Source organism: Methanobrevibacter sp. (genome assembly GCF_030539875.1).
Taxonomy (GTDB): Archaea; Methanobacteriota; Methanobacteria; order Methanobacteriales; family Methanobacteriaceae; genus Methanocatella.
The window spans coordinates 48206-64611 of the sequence record NZ_JAUNXI010000013.1 but is presented as its reverse complement, the minus strand read 5'-3'; the positions used below and the strand labels follow the sequence as shown (position 1 = coordinate 64611).

Genomic DNA, 16406 nt, shown 5'->3' with positions numbered 1-16406 from the left:
AAGTTGATGAGATTCAAGATAAATTAGTTGAACTCAGAGCTGAATTATCCAAAAACGTTTCTAAAAGTGCAGCTGCCGGGGTAAATGAAAACCCTGGGAAAATTAGAGAATTAAAAAGAACTATTGCTCGTGTTCTTACAATATTGAATGAAAAACAAAAGGAGAATTAAATGTCAAAAATTTGTGATGTATGTGGGCTTCCAGAAGAACTTTGTGTTTGTGAAGAAATTGCACGTGAAGTTCAATCTTTAAAAGTTTTTACAGTTAGAAGAAGATTTGGAAAACTCATGACTATTATCGAAGGTATAGATGAACATGATATCGATATAAGAGAACTCACAAAAACACTAAAAGCAAAATGCGCTTGCGGTGGTACTGCTAAAAATGGTCAAATAGAGCTTCAAGGTGACCATAAGGTTAAGGTTAAAAAAGTTTTATCTGACTTAGGTTTCTCTTCTGACACTATCGAGATTCGTGAATCTAAAAAGAACAATAAGAAAAGGAGATAAATTCATCTATTCGATATGTTTTTCAATTAAATTATTGTAATTTTCTGCATAATTTATTGTAAATGTTATATTAAGAGATGAGGTCATATGATTACTTCAAAGAATTTAGTTCATCATGAATTTATTGGATTGAAAGTTCATGCGATTAATAAGAATTCATCTCTTAATTTAAAAGGAACAGTTATTGATGAGACAAAAAATACCATTAATATTGAAGAAAAAGGCACAGAGAAATTGATTCCGAAAAAAGGAACATTATTCGTCTTTGAACTTCCAAACGGGGAAAAAGTTGAAATTGATGGTAATATTTTGTCTGTTCGTCCTGAAGATAGAATAAAAAAAAGATTTAAAAAAATATAAATGGTGATAATATGGTTGGGCTTAACGTTCAAGAACCAGAAACTACATGTGATGATCCTAACTGCCCTTTTCATGGGACTTTGCCTGTAAGAGGCCAAGTTCTTGAAGGTGTTGTTGTAAGTAACAAAGCAGAAAGGACTATTACTGTTGAACGTAGTTACTATAAATTCATTAAAAAATATGAAAGATACGAAAAAAGGAAATCTAAAATCAATGTTCACAAACCTGATTGTTTAGATGTGAATGTTGGAGATTCTGTAAAAGTTGCAGAATGTAGACCATTAAGTAAAACTAAACATTTTGTTTTAGTTGAAGTTAAAGGAGAGTAAATAGTATGAAACCATTAACCTCAAGTGTAACTAAGGCATTACCAATTGGAGCAACCCTCCAATGTGTTGACAATACTGGTGCTCGTGAAATCGAAATTATTTCCGTAAAAGGATTTAAAGGTGTAAGAAGAAGACTCGACGTTGCTGGTGTTGGAGATTTAGTTGTTGCTTCTGTTAAAAAAGGAACTGCAGATATGAGAAGGGAAGTTGTTAATGCAGTTGTAGTTAGACAAAAAAAGGAATATAGACGTGCTGATGGTCTTCGTGTTAAATTTGAAGATAACGCTGCTGTTATTATTACTCCGGAAGGAATTTTAAAAGGATCTGAAATCAGAGGTCCTGTTGCAAAAGAAGCAGCTGACAGATGGCCTAGCGTTGGTAGTGCAGCAAACATATTAGTATAAGGTGAAAAAATGTCAAAACAACCAAGAAAACAAAGAAAAGCTCTTTACAATGCTCCTGCTCACGCACGTGGAAAAAATTTAAGTGCATCTGTAAGTAAGGATATTAGGGATAAAGTCGGTAAAAAATCTTTACCGGTTAAATCAGGAGACAAAGTTAGAGTTGTACGTGGAGACTTTAAAGGACATGAAGGTAAAGTTCTCAGTGTAAACTACAAATCTTACAAAGTAACCATTGAAGAAGTTACTTTATCAAAACCTGATGGAACTGTTACTTTTCTCCCAGTTGATCCATCTAACTTAGTAATTATTGATGCAGATTTAAACGACGATAGAAGAATTAAAAATAAAGGAGATAATTAATATGGCTAAAATGGGATCTAGAAAACATCTTAAAAGATATAAAGCACCTAAATCTTGGCCTATCCATCCTAAAGAAGATACTTGGACTGTAAAACCTTCTGCAGGTTCTCATTCCATTAGTGATTCTATTCCATTAACTTTAGTTATTAGAGATGTTTTAAAATTAGCAGACAACGCTAGAGAAGCAAAAAGAATTATCAACTCTGGTAACATTTTAATCAACGGAATAGTTGTTAAAGACTATAAATTCCCAGTAGGATTTATGGATATCATTGATATTCCAAAAACCGCTGAATCTTATAGAGTTCTTTTAGATAGAAAAGGCAGATTACAATTAGATTTAATTGAAGACGGCAGTGCTAAATTATCTAAAATTGTTAATAAAACCACTATTAAAGGTGGAAAAACTCAATTAAACCTTCATGATGGTAAAAATGTTATCATTGATGAAGATGCTTACTCAGTTGGAGATGTAATTTCTTTAAAAGTGCCTGAACAGGAAATTGTTGAAGTATATCCTTTACAAAAAGGAGCTACCATTCTTGTTACTGGTGGTAAACACACCGGAGAATTAGGTACTGTATCTGAAATCATTGAAAACAAATCCACTAACCCAAATACTATTATTATTGAAAATAGTGCTAATGATGAATTTTTAACTTTAAAAGAATACGCATTTGTAGTTGGTACTGATGCGCCAGCAATATCTTTATTGGAGGTTAATAAATGAACCCAATGAATGAAGTACGTATCGAAAAAGCTACAGTCAGCATTGGTGTTGGTGAAGCAGGTGAAAAATTATCCCGTGCTATTACACTTTTAGAAAGCATGTTTAATCAAACCCCTGTTAAAACTTTCTCTAAAGTTACTAATCCTGAATGGGGAATTAGGAAAAAACAACCAATTGCATGTAAATTAACTTTACGTGGTGAAAAAGCTGATAAAGCTATTGATATGGTTTTGGAAGGTATTAGTAGAAATATTAAACCTACTCAATTTGATGCACAAGGAAACCTTTCTTTTGGTATTAGAGAACATATTGATATTCCTGGTATGAGATATAATCCTGATATCGGTATTTTTGGTATGAATGTTTCTGTCACTTTTGAAAAACCTGGTTACAGAATTTCTAAAAGAAAAATCCAACAAAAGAAAGTTCCTCAAAAACATAGGATTTCTAAAGAAGAAACTATGAAATTTATGGAAGAAAACTTCAAAGTTAATTATGTAACTGAATAAGGTGATATTTTGCCAAGAAAATACGGAAAAGCTGCTAAAAAATGTAGTCGTTGTGGAGACCACTCTGCTATGATTAGTAGATACGGGTTAAACTTATGCAGACAATGTTTTAGGGAAATCGCCCCTAAAATTGGATTTAAAAAATATAATTAGAGGTTATAACTATGAGTCTTATGGATCCTCTTGCTGATGCTTTAACTAATATTAGAAATAACGAATTACAGGTAAATGGTTCTTGTATTATTTCTCCTGCTTCCAAATTAATTGGACAAGTTTTAAGCACTATGCAAAAAGAGAATTATATTGGTAATTTTGAATATATTGATGACAACAGAGCAGGTAAATTCACTGTTGAATTAATTGGTAACATCAACAAATGTGGTGTTATTAAACCTCGTCATGCTGTTAAGAAAGATGAATTTGAGAAATTTGAAAAAAGATATTTGCCAGCAAAAAACTTTGGTATTTTAATCGTCACTACTCCTCAAGGAATTATGACTCACTATGAGGCTAAAGAAAAAGGAATCGGTGGACGTTTGTTGGCTTACATGTATTAGGTGATAAAATGGTAGTAGCTGCAGCTATAAGGGAAGAAATTGAAGTCCCTGAAGGCGTTGAAGTTATAATTGAAAATAAAGAGGTTTCTGTTAAAGGGCCTAATGGAGAAGACTCCAGAAAATTTACTTATCCTAATGTAAGTATAAAAGAAGAAAATGATGTTGTTGTTTTAGAAACAGCATTTCCAAAAAAGAAAGATAAAGCAATGATTGGAACTACAAGAGCACACATTAACAATATGATTATTGGTGTTACTGACGGTTTCACTTACCACATGAAAATTGTATTTGCTCACTTTCCAATGACTGTAAAAGTTCAAAAAGATACTGTTGTAATTGACAATTTCCTCGGGGAAAGACACCCAAGAACCGCTAAAGTTGTAGGTTCATCAAAAGTTTCAGTTAAAGGTGATGAGGTTACAATTACTGGTATCAATAAGGAACATGTTGGTCAGACCATGGCTAACTTAGAACAAGCAACTAAAATTAAAGGAAGAGATCCTAGAGTATTCCAAGATGGAATATATTTAATTAGCAAAGAATAAATTTGGTGATTTAAATGGCTAATAAAAGATTTAAAAGACAAGAATATGCTCGTTATAAAAAACTTGGAATCAAATGGAGACGCCCTAGAGGTAAAACCAGTAAAATGAGAAGATATGAAGCAGGTAAACCTGATATGCCGGCTATTGGTTACAGAACCCCTAGAGCTATTAGGTATTTACACCCTTCAGGATATAATGATGTTCTTGTTCACAATATGAAAGAATTAGAAGACTTAGACCCAGCAACTGATGCTGCAAGGATAAGTGCTTCTATCGGGAAAAGGAAAAAAGATTTAATGCTCGAAAAAGCATTAGAACTTGGTATTAAAGTTTTAAATAAATAAATCATATTTACAAGTCAATCAGTTCCGGGGTTTTTATGAATTGATATGACTATTGAATTAAATTAAAAAGGGAATTTAGATTTAATCTAAATTTATCAGCTATGCTGTATGGAGGATTATATATATGAATCTTACAACTCAAAAAAGATTAGCTGCCAGTATACTCAAAGTTGGACTCAATCGTGTATGGATTGACCCAGAAAGATTAGAAGAAGTATCTCTTGCTATCACTAGAGAAGGTGTAAAGCAGTTAATTAATGATGGAGCTATTAAAGCTAAACCTCAAAAAGGTATTAGTAGCTACAGATCTAAAAAAATTAAGGAACAAAAAGCAAAAGGAAAAAGAAAAGGTAGGGGTAGTGTAAAAGGAGCTAAAAAAGCACGTAACCCTAAGAAAAAAGCATGGATGACTACTATAAGAGCTTTAAGAAAAGATCTTAAAGAAATGCGTGAAGATGAAATCATTGATGCTACTACCTATCGTAAATTATACAAAATGGCTAAGGGTGGCGCATTTAGAAGTAAATCTTACATGAGAAACTACGCCCGTGACCATGATTTAATTAAAGGAGAGGAATAAACATGGCACAAGGAACTAATTATAAAGTAGCGTTCAGAAGAAGGAGAGAAGGTAAAACTGATTATGCAGCTAGAATGAAATTAGTTGACTACGACAAAGCTCGTTTAGTTGTTAGAGTTTCCAATTCTCATGCTACTGTACAAGTTGTTAATTATGCTCCTGAAGGAGATTTAACTGTTGCTTCTGCAGTAAGTAAACAATTAGCTAAATACGGTTACTTAGGACACACAGGTAACATTTCAGCATTTTATTTAACTGCATATCTCTGTGCTAAAAGAGCTTTAGCTCAAGGTATTGATTGTGCAATTTTAGACATCGGTTTAAAATCTCCTATTAAAGGATCTAAAGTATTTGCAGCTCTCAAAGGTGCTGTTGATGCAGGTTTAGAAATTCCTCACGGAGACTTCATTTTCCCAGAAGATGAACGTATCAGAGGAGAACATGTGGCAAATTACGCAGAATCTTTAGATGCGGAAGAGGTTGCTAAAAAATTCTCAAAATACTTCGAAAGAGGACTTAATCCTAAAGATTTACCTGCAAACTTTGATGAAACTATTAAAAATATTGATGAGGCAGAGGAATAACTATGAGTTTTAATATTGATGAATGGGAACCTAAAACTAAATTGGGTAAATTAGTTAAAGATGGAACCATTACTGATATCGATGAAATCTTTGAAAAAGGTCTTCCAATTATGGAGTTAGAAATAGTTGATGCCTTAATTCCAGATTTAGAAGAGGAAGTAATGGATGTTAACTTGGTTCAAAGGATGCATAAATCTGGTAGAAAAGTTAATTTCAGAGTAATTGTTGCTGTGGGTAACAAAGATGGATACGTAGGACTAGGCCAAGGTAAAGCTAAAGAGGTTGGTCCTGCTATTAGAAAAGCTGTAGACAACGCTAAATACAACATTATTAAAGTAAGAAGAGGTTGTGGAGACTGGGGTTGTGTTTGTGGAAGAGAACACACCGTTCCATTCAAAGTACAAGGTAAAACCAGTAGTGTAAGCGTAAACTTAATCCCTGCACCTGCAGGAGTAGGTTTAGTAATCGGTGATGTTGGTAAAACTATCTTGAAACTCGCCGGTATTCGTGATGTATGGTCTCAATCTTTTGGACAAACTCAAACTACTGTCAACTTCGCTAATGCAGTATTTGCTGCTTTAAAAGAATTAAGTAATGTTAAAGCAACTAAAGAAGAGCTCAAAAAAATGGGCGTTAACTACTAAATGGTGATTATATGTTTTTAGTTATTAGAGTTAGAGGAACTACTGGTGTTATTCAAAAGATTGCTGACACCTTAGACATGTTAAGACTTAACAGAATCAGCCATGCAGTACTTGTTGAAGAAAATCCTAGTTATGAAGGAATGCTTCAAAAATCTAAGGATTATATCACCTGGGGTGAAATTGATGCAGAAACTTTAGCTGCAATCATCGCTAAAAGAGGAAGACTCCCTGGAAATGTAAAAGTTACTGACGAATACGTTGCTGAAAATTCTGATTACAAAGACATTGCTGAATTGGCTCAGGCTTTAATCGAGTCTAAAGTTAAATTAGCTGATGTTGGAATTAAACCTGTTTTCCGTTTACACCCTCCAAGAAAAGGATATGAAGATGTTCGTTTATCTGTACAAGAAGGTGGATCTTTAGGTTACAGGGGAGAAAATATTAAAGATCTTGCAAAGAAAATGCTTTAAATCAGGTGTATAGTTATGATTAGAACAAAACGTAAAATTAACAAACAAAGAGGTTCTAGATCCAACGGTGGAGGCTGTACTAAAAAACGTAGAGGTGCAGGTAACAAAGGTGGAAAAGGAAAAGCAGGTATGGGTAAACAACACTGGACCTGGACTGTAATCCACGATCCTGACCACTTCGGTAAACACGGATTTAAAAGACCTCAAAAAATGATTAATAAAGTCAATGCTGTTAATTTAAATTACTTAGAAGAACAAGCTGATAAATTAATTGCAAGCGGTAAAGCATCCCAAGAAGGTGACGCTATTGTAATTGATGTAACTGAATTAGGTTATGATAAAGTTTTAGCTAAAGGTAAAATCACTAAAACTTTCAAAATTTCAGCTCCTCAATTTTCAGCATCTGCTATTGAAAAAATTGAAGAATTAGGAGGAGAAGCTATAGAATTATAGCTTTTTTCTCTTTTATATTAGAGGAAAAAAAATGTCTGCACTAGAAGTTTTAGAGCCGGTTTTTAAAGTTATTCCTGAAGTCAAATCTCCTGTTCACAGAGAAGACTTCAATGAAAAACTTAAATGGACAGCTCTTGTTTTAGTATTATATTTTATATTAACCCAAATTCCATTATATGGTTTAGCTCCTGGAGCTATTGATTCATTTGCTCAATTAAGAGCAGTAGTGGCTGGAAGTTTTGGTTCAATTCTTACTTTAGGTATTGGGCCGATTGTTACTGCATCTATTGTTTTGCAACTGCTTGTTGGTTCAAATCTTTTAGATTTGGATTTGTCTTCTCATAAGGACAAGTCTCATTTTCAAGCTACTCAAAAGATTCTTTCTATTGTTTTTACAATATTTGAAGCGGTCGTTTTGGTGCTAACCGGTAACTTAGTTCCTATTGACGGTTCATATACTTTAATATTAATTGTTCAACTTGTTGTAGGGGCATTTGTAATTATTTACCTTGATGAAGTTGTTTCAAAATGGGGATTTGGTAGTGGTATTGGTTTATTCATTGCAGCAGGTGTATGTCAAGCGATTATTGTAGGTACCTTCAGTTTCTTAAATGGTGCTGATGGTTTGCTTGCAGGTATTATTCCTAAATTCATTCAACTTGCCGCTGGCGGGACACCTGATTTCTATATCCTGATTCCATTGTTTGCAACTATAATAGTATTTTTAGTTGTTTTATATGGAGAGGCCATGAAAGTAGAAATTCCTATTTCTCATGGTAAAGTAAGAGGTCACGGTAGAATTAGAGGATCCGTAGGTAAATATCCGTTAAAATTTGTATATTCAAGTAACATGCCTGTAATTTTAACTAGTGCATTACTTGTTAATGTTACTCTGTTTGCAAATATTTTTCAAAAAATCGGTTTTCCGATTTTGGGTCAAATCCAAAACGGTAAACCTGTTGACGGTATTGCCTGGTTATTGTCTACACCTAATTTAACAATGTTTATAACAGAGCCAATTCACGTTCTTGTATATGCAATCTTTTTCATTGCATGCTGTATGTTATTCTCATATTTATGGGTGGAAATCAGTGGATTAAATGCCAAAAAGATTTCTGAACAACTTTATAAATCCGGTATTCAGATACCTGGTTTTAGAAGTAGTAAACGTCAATTATATAAAATTTTGAAAAAATATATTCCTGCACTCACTATTATTAGTGGTATATATGTAGGTCTTATTGCTTTTCTTGCAGATTTAACTGGTGCTTTAGGTGGAGGTACCGGTGTATTGCTTACTGTAGGTATTCTTCATAAACTTTATGAAGAAATGGCTGAGGAACAACTCATGTCAGCAAATCCACTTCTTAGGAAAGTTTTAGGAGATGATTAACTTTCTCCTATTTCCTTTATAATTATGTGGGGGATTAAATTGAAATTAGTAGTATTAACAGGGATTCCAGGTTCTGGAAGTACAACATTACTTAATAAAGCTTTAGAAGAAGTTGATTATGTCCATTTAAATTATGGGGACATAATGACTGAAATTGCTATTAAGGAAAATATTGTTGAAGATAGAGATTCTTTAAGAAAATTACCGGCTGAAACACAAAAGGAAATTCAAGCTAAAGCAGCTAAAGAAATTAAACAAAGATCTGAAAATGATAATGTTATTGTAGATACTCATTGTACTATTAACACACCTGCAGGATTTTTACCGGGTCTTCCAATTTGGGTTTTAGAACAATTACAACCAGATCTTTTCGTATTAATTGAAGCTAATCCTGATGAAATTATTTATAGAAGATTAAATGATGATTCTCGTCAAAGAGATGTTCAGAAAGCTAAAGAAATTGCATTGCATCAAGAAATGAACAGGGCAACTTCCATGGCATATGCTACTTTAACAGGAGCCACAGTTAAAATAGTTGAAAATCATGATAATCATTTAAATTCTTCTGTTTCAAAATTAGTAGATTTATTAAATTTATAAATATTATATGAGGTATAATTATGGTTGATATAATGGGAGGAATCTATGGGGCATTGAATGCTATTTTCAATCCTATTCTTGCTATAGATCCTAATCCAACTAATCCTGCTTTGACTGTATTTATTATTGCATTTATTGTATCCTTGATTACAACTATTGCTAATAAATATCTAGTTGACCAAGATGCTTTAAACGAAAAACAAAAAAAGATGAAAGAGTTTAATAAAGAACTTAGAGACGCTCAAAAAAGAGGCGACGGGAAAAAAATGGCAGAACTTCAGGCTCAACAGGCTGAAATGATGAAAGAAAATACTGCAATGATGTCTGAACAATTCAAACCTATGATTGTAACATTTATTCCCATTATTCTAATTTTCTTCTGGATGAGAGCATCTGCAATTCACAATTTAGTAATTATATTGCCTACATCTGTTTATTGGGCTACATTAACTCCTGTTTGGCATGTAATTGGAAGCATATTCTATGGCGGTGAAGCTACTATCCCATATGGAATCGGCTGGTTATTGTGGTATATGATTTGTACTTTTGGTTGGAGTCAAATTTTAAGAAAATATTTAGGTTTCGAACAAGGTTTCTAAATTGACCTTAAAAACTATACCTTTATTAATAATGAAGAATATAAATTATAGTATTCTATTTTGAATACGCTATTACACAATTATTATATTATTAAAAATTATTATAGGTGATTAAATGCCTGCAAATAGGTTTAGATCAAGATCATATAAAAGAGTTCATAAAAACACTCCTGGCGGAGAAAATGTTTTAAGATACAAAAAGAAAAAACCATCTAAGCATGTTTGTGCTGAATGTGGTGCAGTATTGCATGGAGTTCCTCGTGGACGTCCATATGAAATTAGAAAATTATCAAAAACAGCTAAAAGACCTAACCGTCCATTCGGTGGGTACTTATGTTCAGCTTGCGCTCGTAAACATTTCAAAAACGAGGCTAGAAAATAATGATAATTACAATCGGCGGATTAGCTGGAACTGGAACTACCACACTTGCTGAAGTGTTAAGTGAAAAATTGGATATTCCATATATCTCTGCAGGTTTTATTTTTAGAGAAATGGCTGCAGAGAGGGGAATGAGCGTTCTTGAATTCAGTGAGTTTGCTGAAGGTAATGATGATATTGATAGGGAAATTGATGAAAGGCAAGCTGAAAAGGCCAAATCAGCAGATAATCTAATACTCGAAGGACGATTATCCGCATTTTTTGTTGAAAATGCTGATTTAAGGATTTGGTTAATGACTCCTTTTGATGTTCGCTCAGAAAGGATTGCACAAAGGGAAGAAAAATCTGCTGAAGTGGCTAGAGATGAAATTATCATTCGTGAAAACAGCGAAGCCTTAAGATACAAAGAAATCCATAATATTGACATTGGCAATATGGATATCTATGATTTAATTATAAATACTGATAGCTTTAATCCAGAAAGCATATCAGAAATCATTACAACAACATTAAAGGTGATATAAATGGTATCAATTGAAGTAGGTAGAGTATGTGTTAAAACTGCTGGTAGAGAAGCTGGTGAAAAATGCGCAATCGTCGAAATTATCGATGAAAATTTTGTAGAAGTAATTGGTGAAGCTGTAAAAAACAGAAGATGTAATATTGCTCACTTAGAACCAACTGCAGATTCTATCGATGTTTCCGGTGATGCAGATTCTATCAAAGCAGCTTTAGCTGATTTATAAGTGAATAATTAATTATTATTCATAATCTTTTTTTATTTAACTATTTTTTTTTATTTAATATTCAAGGTTTTTTTCATGAAGTTTAATATGGTCACTAAATCAAAAAGTTTTACTTCTCAGGATTTCGGTTGTAAACCTGAAGAACGCCAAATCGATGAGTATATTTCCAAAGGGGTAATTAATTTAGACAAACCCTCCGGTCCGACTTCCCATGAAATCGATTCTTGGATTAAACGCATTCTGCCATTAGAAAAATCAGGTCATGGCGGAACATTGGATCCTAAGGTAACAGGAATTTTGCCTGTTGGCTTAGATGATGCAACAAGAGCAATTCAACTACTTTTAACAGCTCCTAAAGAATATGTCTGTTTATTGACACTGCATCAGGATGTTTCAGAAGAAAGAATTCGGGAGGTCTTTAGTGAATTTACAGGTAAAATATTCCAACTTCCTCCTGTGAAATCTGCTGTAAAACGAGAATTAAGAACACGTAATGTCTATTATTCCACTATTTATGAAATAGATGGTCGTGATGTTTTATTTAGAATAGGTTGTCAGGCAGGAACTTATGTTAGAACTTATTGTCATAATATTGGTGAAGCTTTAGGTGTGGGAGCTCATATGGCTGAACTTAGAAGAACTCAAGTCGGTTCATTTACCGAAAAAAATAATTTAGTAACATTGCAGGATGTAACTGATGCATATCATTTCTATATTGAAGATGGTGATGATTCATTCTTACGCCAAGCTATTATGCCAATGGAGAGAGCTGCTGATTATTTGCCAAAAATTATAGTTAAGGATTCTGCTGTTGATGCAATTTGTCATGGCGCAGACTTGGCTTGTGGAGGTATTTCTGAGTTAGCAGACAATATTCAAAAAAACGATTTTGTCGTTATTAAAACACTTAAAAATGAATTGGTTGGTGCAGGACATTCATTATTGACTTCTCAAGAAATTTTGGAAGCAGATTCAGGCTTTGCAGTTAATGTTTCTAAGGTATTTATGAAACCTGATACTTATCCAAGATTTTGGAAGTAACCTTTTTATTTTTTCAGCATACACTTTTTTAAAGCACAACATCTAAATAAACAAGCTTTAATTTAACTTCTTTTTTATAATAAACGCTTATAATATTATTATTTTAAGAGTTTATTTATATTTTTTTTTTTTTTTTTTATCGTGATTGTAATCTATTTTTTATTAAAATGGGATTTTTTCGACCGAATAGTATATATACTATTCAATAACAATATATTATCCTAGAAAGCTGTTTTTTTAGAGTTTTCTATTGTACGTTGGAGGTAAATTATGAAATTATTAAACAAATATTTTTTATCTGTATTTTTGATATTATTTGTTTTAGTTCTCGCTGTTAATTCAGTTAGTGCTGCTGATAATGATAATTTAACAGATATAAATGATGGTAATTCAGATTTATCCGATGCAGTTGAAATTCCTTTTGATATTGAAAAAGATAATATTCAAACTGTTTTAATGGATAGTGATGATAATGATTTGCAAAATTTTTCTTCAAATAGTATGAATGATGAGTTAAGTATTGATAAGTTCGATTCAAATAATTCTATTGAAGTTTATGATGAGTTTACCGATTTGAATGGTCCGTCACTCACATCTGTGGTTCCGGAGGATATCGTATTTAATGGAATTTACCATGTTGGTCCAGGTCAACAGTATGCAACCATACAGGCTGCATTAAATCAATGTAGAAATAATAATGGTAATTATCAGATTATTATACATGCAGGTACTTATACTGGATCAGGCAATATCGGTTTAGATATTGAACCGAATAACTTCTTTTCTGAAAATTTTGGTTACTTAGATATTCGAACTGCAAATGATGGTGATGTTGTATTGAATGCCAATAAAGCTTCAAATATTTTCACCATCAAATCTAGAAATGTGCATATTACTGGATTAACATTTAAAAATGCTTATGTTTTAGGTGATGATTCTAACAGGTCTGCAGGTGTTGCTATAAGAATTAATTCAGGGGACGTGTCTATTGATAATTGTTCTTTTATTGATAATGAGGCTAAAAACGTTTGGGGTGGCGCATTACATATTCCATCTCGTGTTTCTAACGTGAATATTACAAATTCATTATTTATTAATAATAGTGCAGATGTAGGTGGTGTTTTACGTGCTGAATCTAATTCAGGGAATATTAATATAATTAATAATACTTTTATTAATAATACTGCAACTTCTCATGGTGGCGTTTCTTGTGTATTTAGTACACATATGACTTTTGCAGGATGTACTTTTATAAATAACTCCGCTCCTTCATCTGGAGCTATTCATTTCCATTCTGCAGGACATCTTGTTGATAATTGTACTTTCATAAACAATAGTGCTAATGGTACTGGTAATGATGGTTATGCGGGGGCTGTTGGTTTAGTTTACAGTACTAATGGTGGAGTTACTATTTCTAATTCCAAGTTCTTCAATAATTCTGCTAATAATTATGGTGGTGCTATTGAGGTAGAGGGTGGAGGTAGCAATGCAAAAATAGTGAACTGTACTCTTGAAAACAATACTGCAGGTTATGGTGGTGCTATCCGTATTCAAGGTTCTAACACTCTTGTTGAAAATAGCATCTTAATTAATAATAAAGCTACTGGTTCTAGTGGTGGAGCAATTCATGTTGAAGGTACCAGTACCCAAATATTGAATGCTACTTTTATTAATAATTCCGCTATTACAAATGGTGGAGCCATATCCATTACAGGTAATGATGCTATTGTTTCAAATTCCCTCATTGCTAATAACACTGCAGCTAATGGTGCAGGGGTTTATATTCAAGGTAGAAAAACAACTATTTCTAAGTCTTCCATTGAAAATAATACTGCTAGCAATAATGGTGCTGGTGTTTACATTCAAGGAAACCAAGCTACTTTAAAAGATTCTACTATTTATAATAATAATGCCTCTGTTAATGGAGGAGGAGTTTATATAAATGGTAATGACGCTTCCATATCAAATGTTAACTTTACATTAAACAATGCTATTCCTGATGAAGAAAAGTTAGATGACGGTCTTGGTGGAGCTATTTTCATTGCTGGCGGTAATAATCATATTGCTGATAGTAATTTTACATACAATACTGCTCGTAATGGTTCTGCGATTTATATAAATCCATCTAGTCCTGATGTGAACAATTATATTGATAATTGTATTTTTACTGATAATCAAGCTTGGAGTTATTGGTTACCAATCTTTTATAATAATGTAAATAAAACCATTGAAACTAATTTAACCGGTGGAAATAATATATTAAATGCCATTCATAATAACGGAAGTAATTTGCGCATTTTCATTGATGGAAAGAATCCTGTTTTAGGATGGGAAAACTCTCAAGGTGGTACAATATTGTATCAAGATAATCGTGAGTTTAACCAAACTATTGTAACTCTTGTTTATGATATGTATGGTAATTTAGTATTTAATGAAACAGCTATTACTGATTTGGCTGGTAGAGTTAGTTATGATATTCCTCAGGATACTCATTCATGGTTTATAGTTAATATGACTCATTTAGAAGATACTTATTATAAAGAAATTACCAATATTACTGGTATTAATATTAATCCAGGTTTGACAATGAGTGATGTAACTATGTATGAAGGCAATGCAACTCCTCAAACTATTTTCCTTGTGTTAACTGACGATGATTCTGATCTTTTACCTAAGGAAGGTCCAATCAATATTTATATCATGATTAATGGTGAAAAAGTTTATATTGGTAGTGGTTATACTGATAATAATGCATTGTTGATTTTCTATGAAAGTTTAATATTTAAAACACTCAATCCTGGTAATTATACAACTATTGCAGAATATAAATATAGTTATTGGGATGAAACTACTCATACAATAATTGATAAAACATTTTCTACTAAAGCTAATTTGGAAGTGCTCCCATATTTATGGAGTATTAATAAAACCATCGCATATGTTAATGGTATTACATATACCGAAGATATGATTATTCATGTAAATGACATTATAACATTTAACATAACTGTTTCTAATAATATTAAAGATGATCTAACCGGATTAAAATTAATTGATTTGGATACTGACGGTTTAAGTTATATTTCAACTACTGGTTCTACTTGGAACTATGAAGGTAATAATGTTTGGTCATTAGATAATTTAATTGGTTTTGGAAATTCTTCATTACTAGTTAATTTTAAAGTTCTCAGTCTAGGCAATTTAAATAATACTGTTAAGGGCAGTATATTAAATGGTTTAAGAAGTAAAAGTGCTAATGTTACTTTTACAGTTAATAAATATTTAACCAACCTTGCTGTATCTAATCATACTGTACTTCCAGGTACTGATGTTACAGTTACAATTACTGTTACTGGTGAATTAGATAATATTAATGGTGTGGCTACTGTCACTATCAATGGGGCAGCTATCCCTAATGTAATCATTACTAATGGTGTTGGTACTTTCAATTTCAATGTTCCTGATTCTGATGTTAATGGAACTTTGTATGATATTTATGCAGAATTCATTGATGAAACTGGTATGTCTGCCAGTTCTAATGGTAATGGTTGGATTAAAGTTATCCAATATACTACAAGTATCGTTGTTTCTAATGTGACTGTTTATCCTGGTGATAAGGTTGCTGTAACTATTGAGGTTAGTACTGAGGATGGTGCTTTGTTTAATGGTGTTGTTAGTGTTGTTTTAAATGATGCTGCAGGTACTGCTTTTAGTGTTGATATTGTTGATGGTGTGGGTTCTTTTGAGTATAATGTTCCTAAGGCGCTTGTTGAGGGTTCTCATATAGATATTAGTGCTAGTTATGATGGTGATGCTACTTACTTGGGATCTGAGGCTTCTGGTTGGATTGAGGTTTTGCCTGTTTCTTTCCATGTTGATAAGTCTGTTGATGGTAGTGGTTTTGTCATTGGTGATGAGGTAGTGTTTGTTGTTGTTGTTTCTAATGATTGTGATGGTATTTTGTATGATTTGACTGTTAGTGATGTTCTTCCTAGTGGTGTTGAGTTGGTTGAGGGTGCTAGTTATGGTTCTTGGATTTATGATGGTAATTCTTGGAGTTATGGTGATTTAAATCCTGGTGCTAGTGCTACTTTGGTTATTCCTACTCGTGCTGTTAGTGCTGGTGAGTTTACTAATGTTGTTAGGGCTACTGTGAATGATGGTGTTCTTTCTAGTGAGGATTCTGTTGATTTCGGTATTTCTAGGTTGCATACTAGTATCGTTGTTTCTAATGTGACTGTTTATCCTGGTGATAAGGTTGCTGTAACTA

General features: G+C 32.7%; 25 protein-coding genes. All 25 read left to right on the top strand.

All coding sequences use genetic code 11. From position 1 onward, the window contains the following. Positions 1 to 170 (top strand): 50S ribosomal protein L29 (rpmC, locus tag Q4Q16_RS06430; RefSeq protein WP_303346897.1); only part of this gene is annotated, 170 nt, incomplete at its 5' end. Further along, positions 171 to 509: a stress response translation initiation inhibitor YciH gene (gene yciH / locus Q4Q16_RS06425; protein WP_178788635.1), complete on the top strand. Its 339-nt coding sequence runs from the start codon at positions 171 to 173 to the stop codon at positions 507 to 509. Positions 510 to 596: 87 nt separating this feature from the next. Then, complete coding sequence (locus Q4Q16_RS06420; protein ID WP_303346894.1) at positions 597 to 869, top strand: ribonuclease P protein component 1; 273 nt, start codon at positions 597 to 599, stop codon at positions 867 to 869. An 11-nt stretch (positions 870 to 880) separates the two neighbouring features. Next, the gene (locus Q4Q16_RS06415) at positions 881 to 1198 is read left to right on the top strand and encodes a 30S ribosomal protein S17 (protein ID WP_296874433.1); all 318 of its coding nucleotides are present in this window, start codon (positions 881 to 883) and stop codon (positions 1196 to 1198) included. 5 nt (positions 1199 to 1203) lie between these two features. Further along, a complete protein-coding gene (locus tag Q4Q16_RS06410; RefSeq protein ID WP_067043685.1) occupies positions 1204 to 1602 on the top strand; it encodes a 50S ribosomal protein L14 in 399 nt (132 codons plus the stop codon). A gap of 9 nt (positions 1603 to 1611) precedes the next feature. Further along, positions 1612 to 1962, top strand: coding sequence for a 50S ribosomal protein L24 (rplX, locus tag Q4Q16_RS06405; protein ID WP_303346893.1), 351 nt, complete (start codon positions 1612 to 1614; stop codon positions 1960 to 1962). 1 nt (position 1963) lies between these two features. Further along, on the top strand, positions 1964 to 2692 hold the full coding sequence (locus tag Q4Q16_RS06400) for a 30S ribosomal protein S4e (RefSeq protein ID WP_303346892.1): 729 nt from the start codon (positions 1964 to 1966) through the stop codon (positions 2690 to 2692). Next, positions 2689 to 3201: a 50S ribosomal protein L5 gene (locus Q4Q16_RS06395; RefSeq protein WP_303346891.1), complete on the top strand. Its 513-nt coding sequence runs from the start codon at positions 2689 to 2691 to the stop codon at positions 3199 to 3201. The genes Q4Q16_RS06400 and Q4Q16_RS06395 overlap by 4 nt, the downstream gene beginning before the upstream one ends. Before the next feature lie 9 nt (positions 3202 to 3210). Further along, on the top strand, positions 3211 to 3354 hold the full coding sequence (locus Q4Q16_RS06390; protein ID WP_069574686.1) for a 30S ribosomal protein S14: 144 nt from the start codon (positions 3211 to 3213) through the stop codon (positions 3352 to 3354). An 11-nt stretch (positions 3355 to 3365) separates the two neighbouring features. Then, positions 3366 to 3758: a 30S ribosomal protein S8 gene (locus Q4Q16_RS06385; RefSeq protein WP_303346890.1), complete on the top strand. Its 393-nt coding sequence runs from the start codon at positions 3366 to 3368 to the stop codon at positions 3756 to 3758. A gap of 8 nt (positions 3759 to 3766) precedes the next feature. Further along, positions 3767 to 4303 (top strand): 50S ribosomal protein L6, encoded by a 537-nt coding sequence (locus tag Q4Q16_RS06380; protein WP_303346889.1) that lies wholly within the window; start codon positions 3767 to 3769, stop codon positions 4301 to 4303. A 14-nt stretch (positions 4304 to 4317) separates the two neighbouring features. After that, the gene (locus tag Q4Q16_RS06375) at positions 4318 to 4647 is read left to right on the top strand and encodes a 50S ribosomal protein L32e (protein WP_303346888.1); all 330 of its coding nucleotides are present in this window, start codon (positions 4318 to 4320) and stop codon (positions 4645 to 4647) included. A gap of 124 nt (positions 4648 to 4771) precedes the next feature. Further along, complete coding sequence (locus tag Q4Q16_RS06370; RefSeq protein WP_303346887.1) at positions 4772 to 5227, top strand: 50S ribosomal protein L19e; 456 nt, start codon at positions 4772 to 4774, stop codon at positions 5225 to 5227. 2 nt (positions 5228 to 5229) lie between these two features. Then, positions 5230 to 5811: a 50S ribosomal protein L18 gene (locus Q4Q16_RS06365; RefSeq protein ID WP_303346886.1), complete on the top strand. Its 582-nt coding sequence runs from the start codon at positions 5230 to 5232 to the stop codon at positions 5809 to 5811. Between the two features lie 2 nt (positions 5812 to 5813). Further along, on the top strand, positions 5814 to 6455 hold the full coding sequence (rpsE, locus tag Q4Q16_RS06360) for a 30S ribosomal protein S5 (protein WP_303346885.1): 642 nt from the start codon (positions 5814 to 5816) through the stop codon (positions 6453 to 6455). 11 nt (positions 6456 to 6466) lie between these two features. Further along, positions 6467 to 6925, top strand: coding sequence for a 50S ribosomal protein L30 (locus Q4Q16_RS06355; RefSeq protein ID WP_303346884.1), 459 nt, complete (start codon positions 6467 to 6469; stop codon positions 6923 to 6925). Between the two features lie 15 nt (positions 6926 to 6940). Beyond that, positions 6941 to 7378: an uL15m family ribosomal protein gene (locus tag Q4Q16_RS06350; protein ID WP_303346883.1), complete on the top strand. Its 438-nt coding sequence runs from the start codon at positions 6941 to 6943 to the stop codon at positions 7376 to 7378. A gap of 31 nt (positions 7379 to 7409) precedes the next feature. After that, a complete protein-coding gene (secY, locus tag Q4Q16_RS06345) occupies positions 7410 to 8771 on the top strand; it encodes a preprotein translocase subunit SecY (RefSeq protein WP_303346882.1) in 1362 nt (453 codons plus the stop codon). Between the two features lie 39 nt (positions 8772 to 8810). After that, entirely contained in the window at positions 8811 to 9371 is a 561-nt protein-coding gene (locus Q4Q16_RS06340) for an adenylate kinase (RefSeq protein ID WP_303346881.1), read from the top strand. A gap of 20 nt (positions 9372 to 9391) precedes the next feature. Further along, positions 9392 to 9970, top strand: coding sequence for a DUF106 domain-containing protein (locus Q4Q16_RS06335; RefSeq protein WP_303346880.1), 579 nt, complete (start codon positions 9392 to 9394; stop codon positions 9968 to 9970). 115 nt (positions 9971 to 10085) lie between these two features. Continuing rightward, positions 10086 to 10352 carry a 50S ribosomal protein L34e gene (locus Q4Q16_RS06330; RefSeq protein WP_303346879.1) on the top strand — a complete coding sequence of 89 codons (267 nt, stop codon included), beginning with the start codon at positions 10086 to 10088 and terminating at the stop codon, positions 10350 to 10352. Continuing rightward, entirely contained in the window at positions 10352 to 10873 is a 522-nt protein-coding gene (gene cmk, locus Q4Q16_RS06325) for a (d)CMP kinase (protein ID WP_303346878.1), read from the top strand. Before Q4Q16_RS06330 ends, cmk begins: the two co-directional genes overlap by 1 nt. Continuing rightward, a complete protein-coding gene (locus Q4Q16_RS06320) occupies positions 10874 to 11095 on the top strand; it encodes a 50S ribosomal protein L14e (RefSeq protein WP_303346877.1) in 222 nt (73 codons plus the stop codon). Between the two features lie 75 nt (positions 11096 to 11170). Then, complete coding sequence (locus Q4Q16_RS06315; RefSeq protein WP_303346876.1) at positions 11171 to 12136, top strand: RNA-guided pseudouridylation complex pseudouridine synthase subunit Cbf5; 966 nt, start codon at positions 11171 to 11173, stop codon at positions 12134 to 12136. Positions 12137 to 12406: 270 nt separating this feature from the next. Further along, positions 12407 to 16406: right-handed parallel beta-helix repeat-containing protein (locus tag Q4Q16_RS06310; protein WP_303346875.1), on the top strand; the 4000-nt coding region annotated here is incomplete at its 3' end.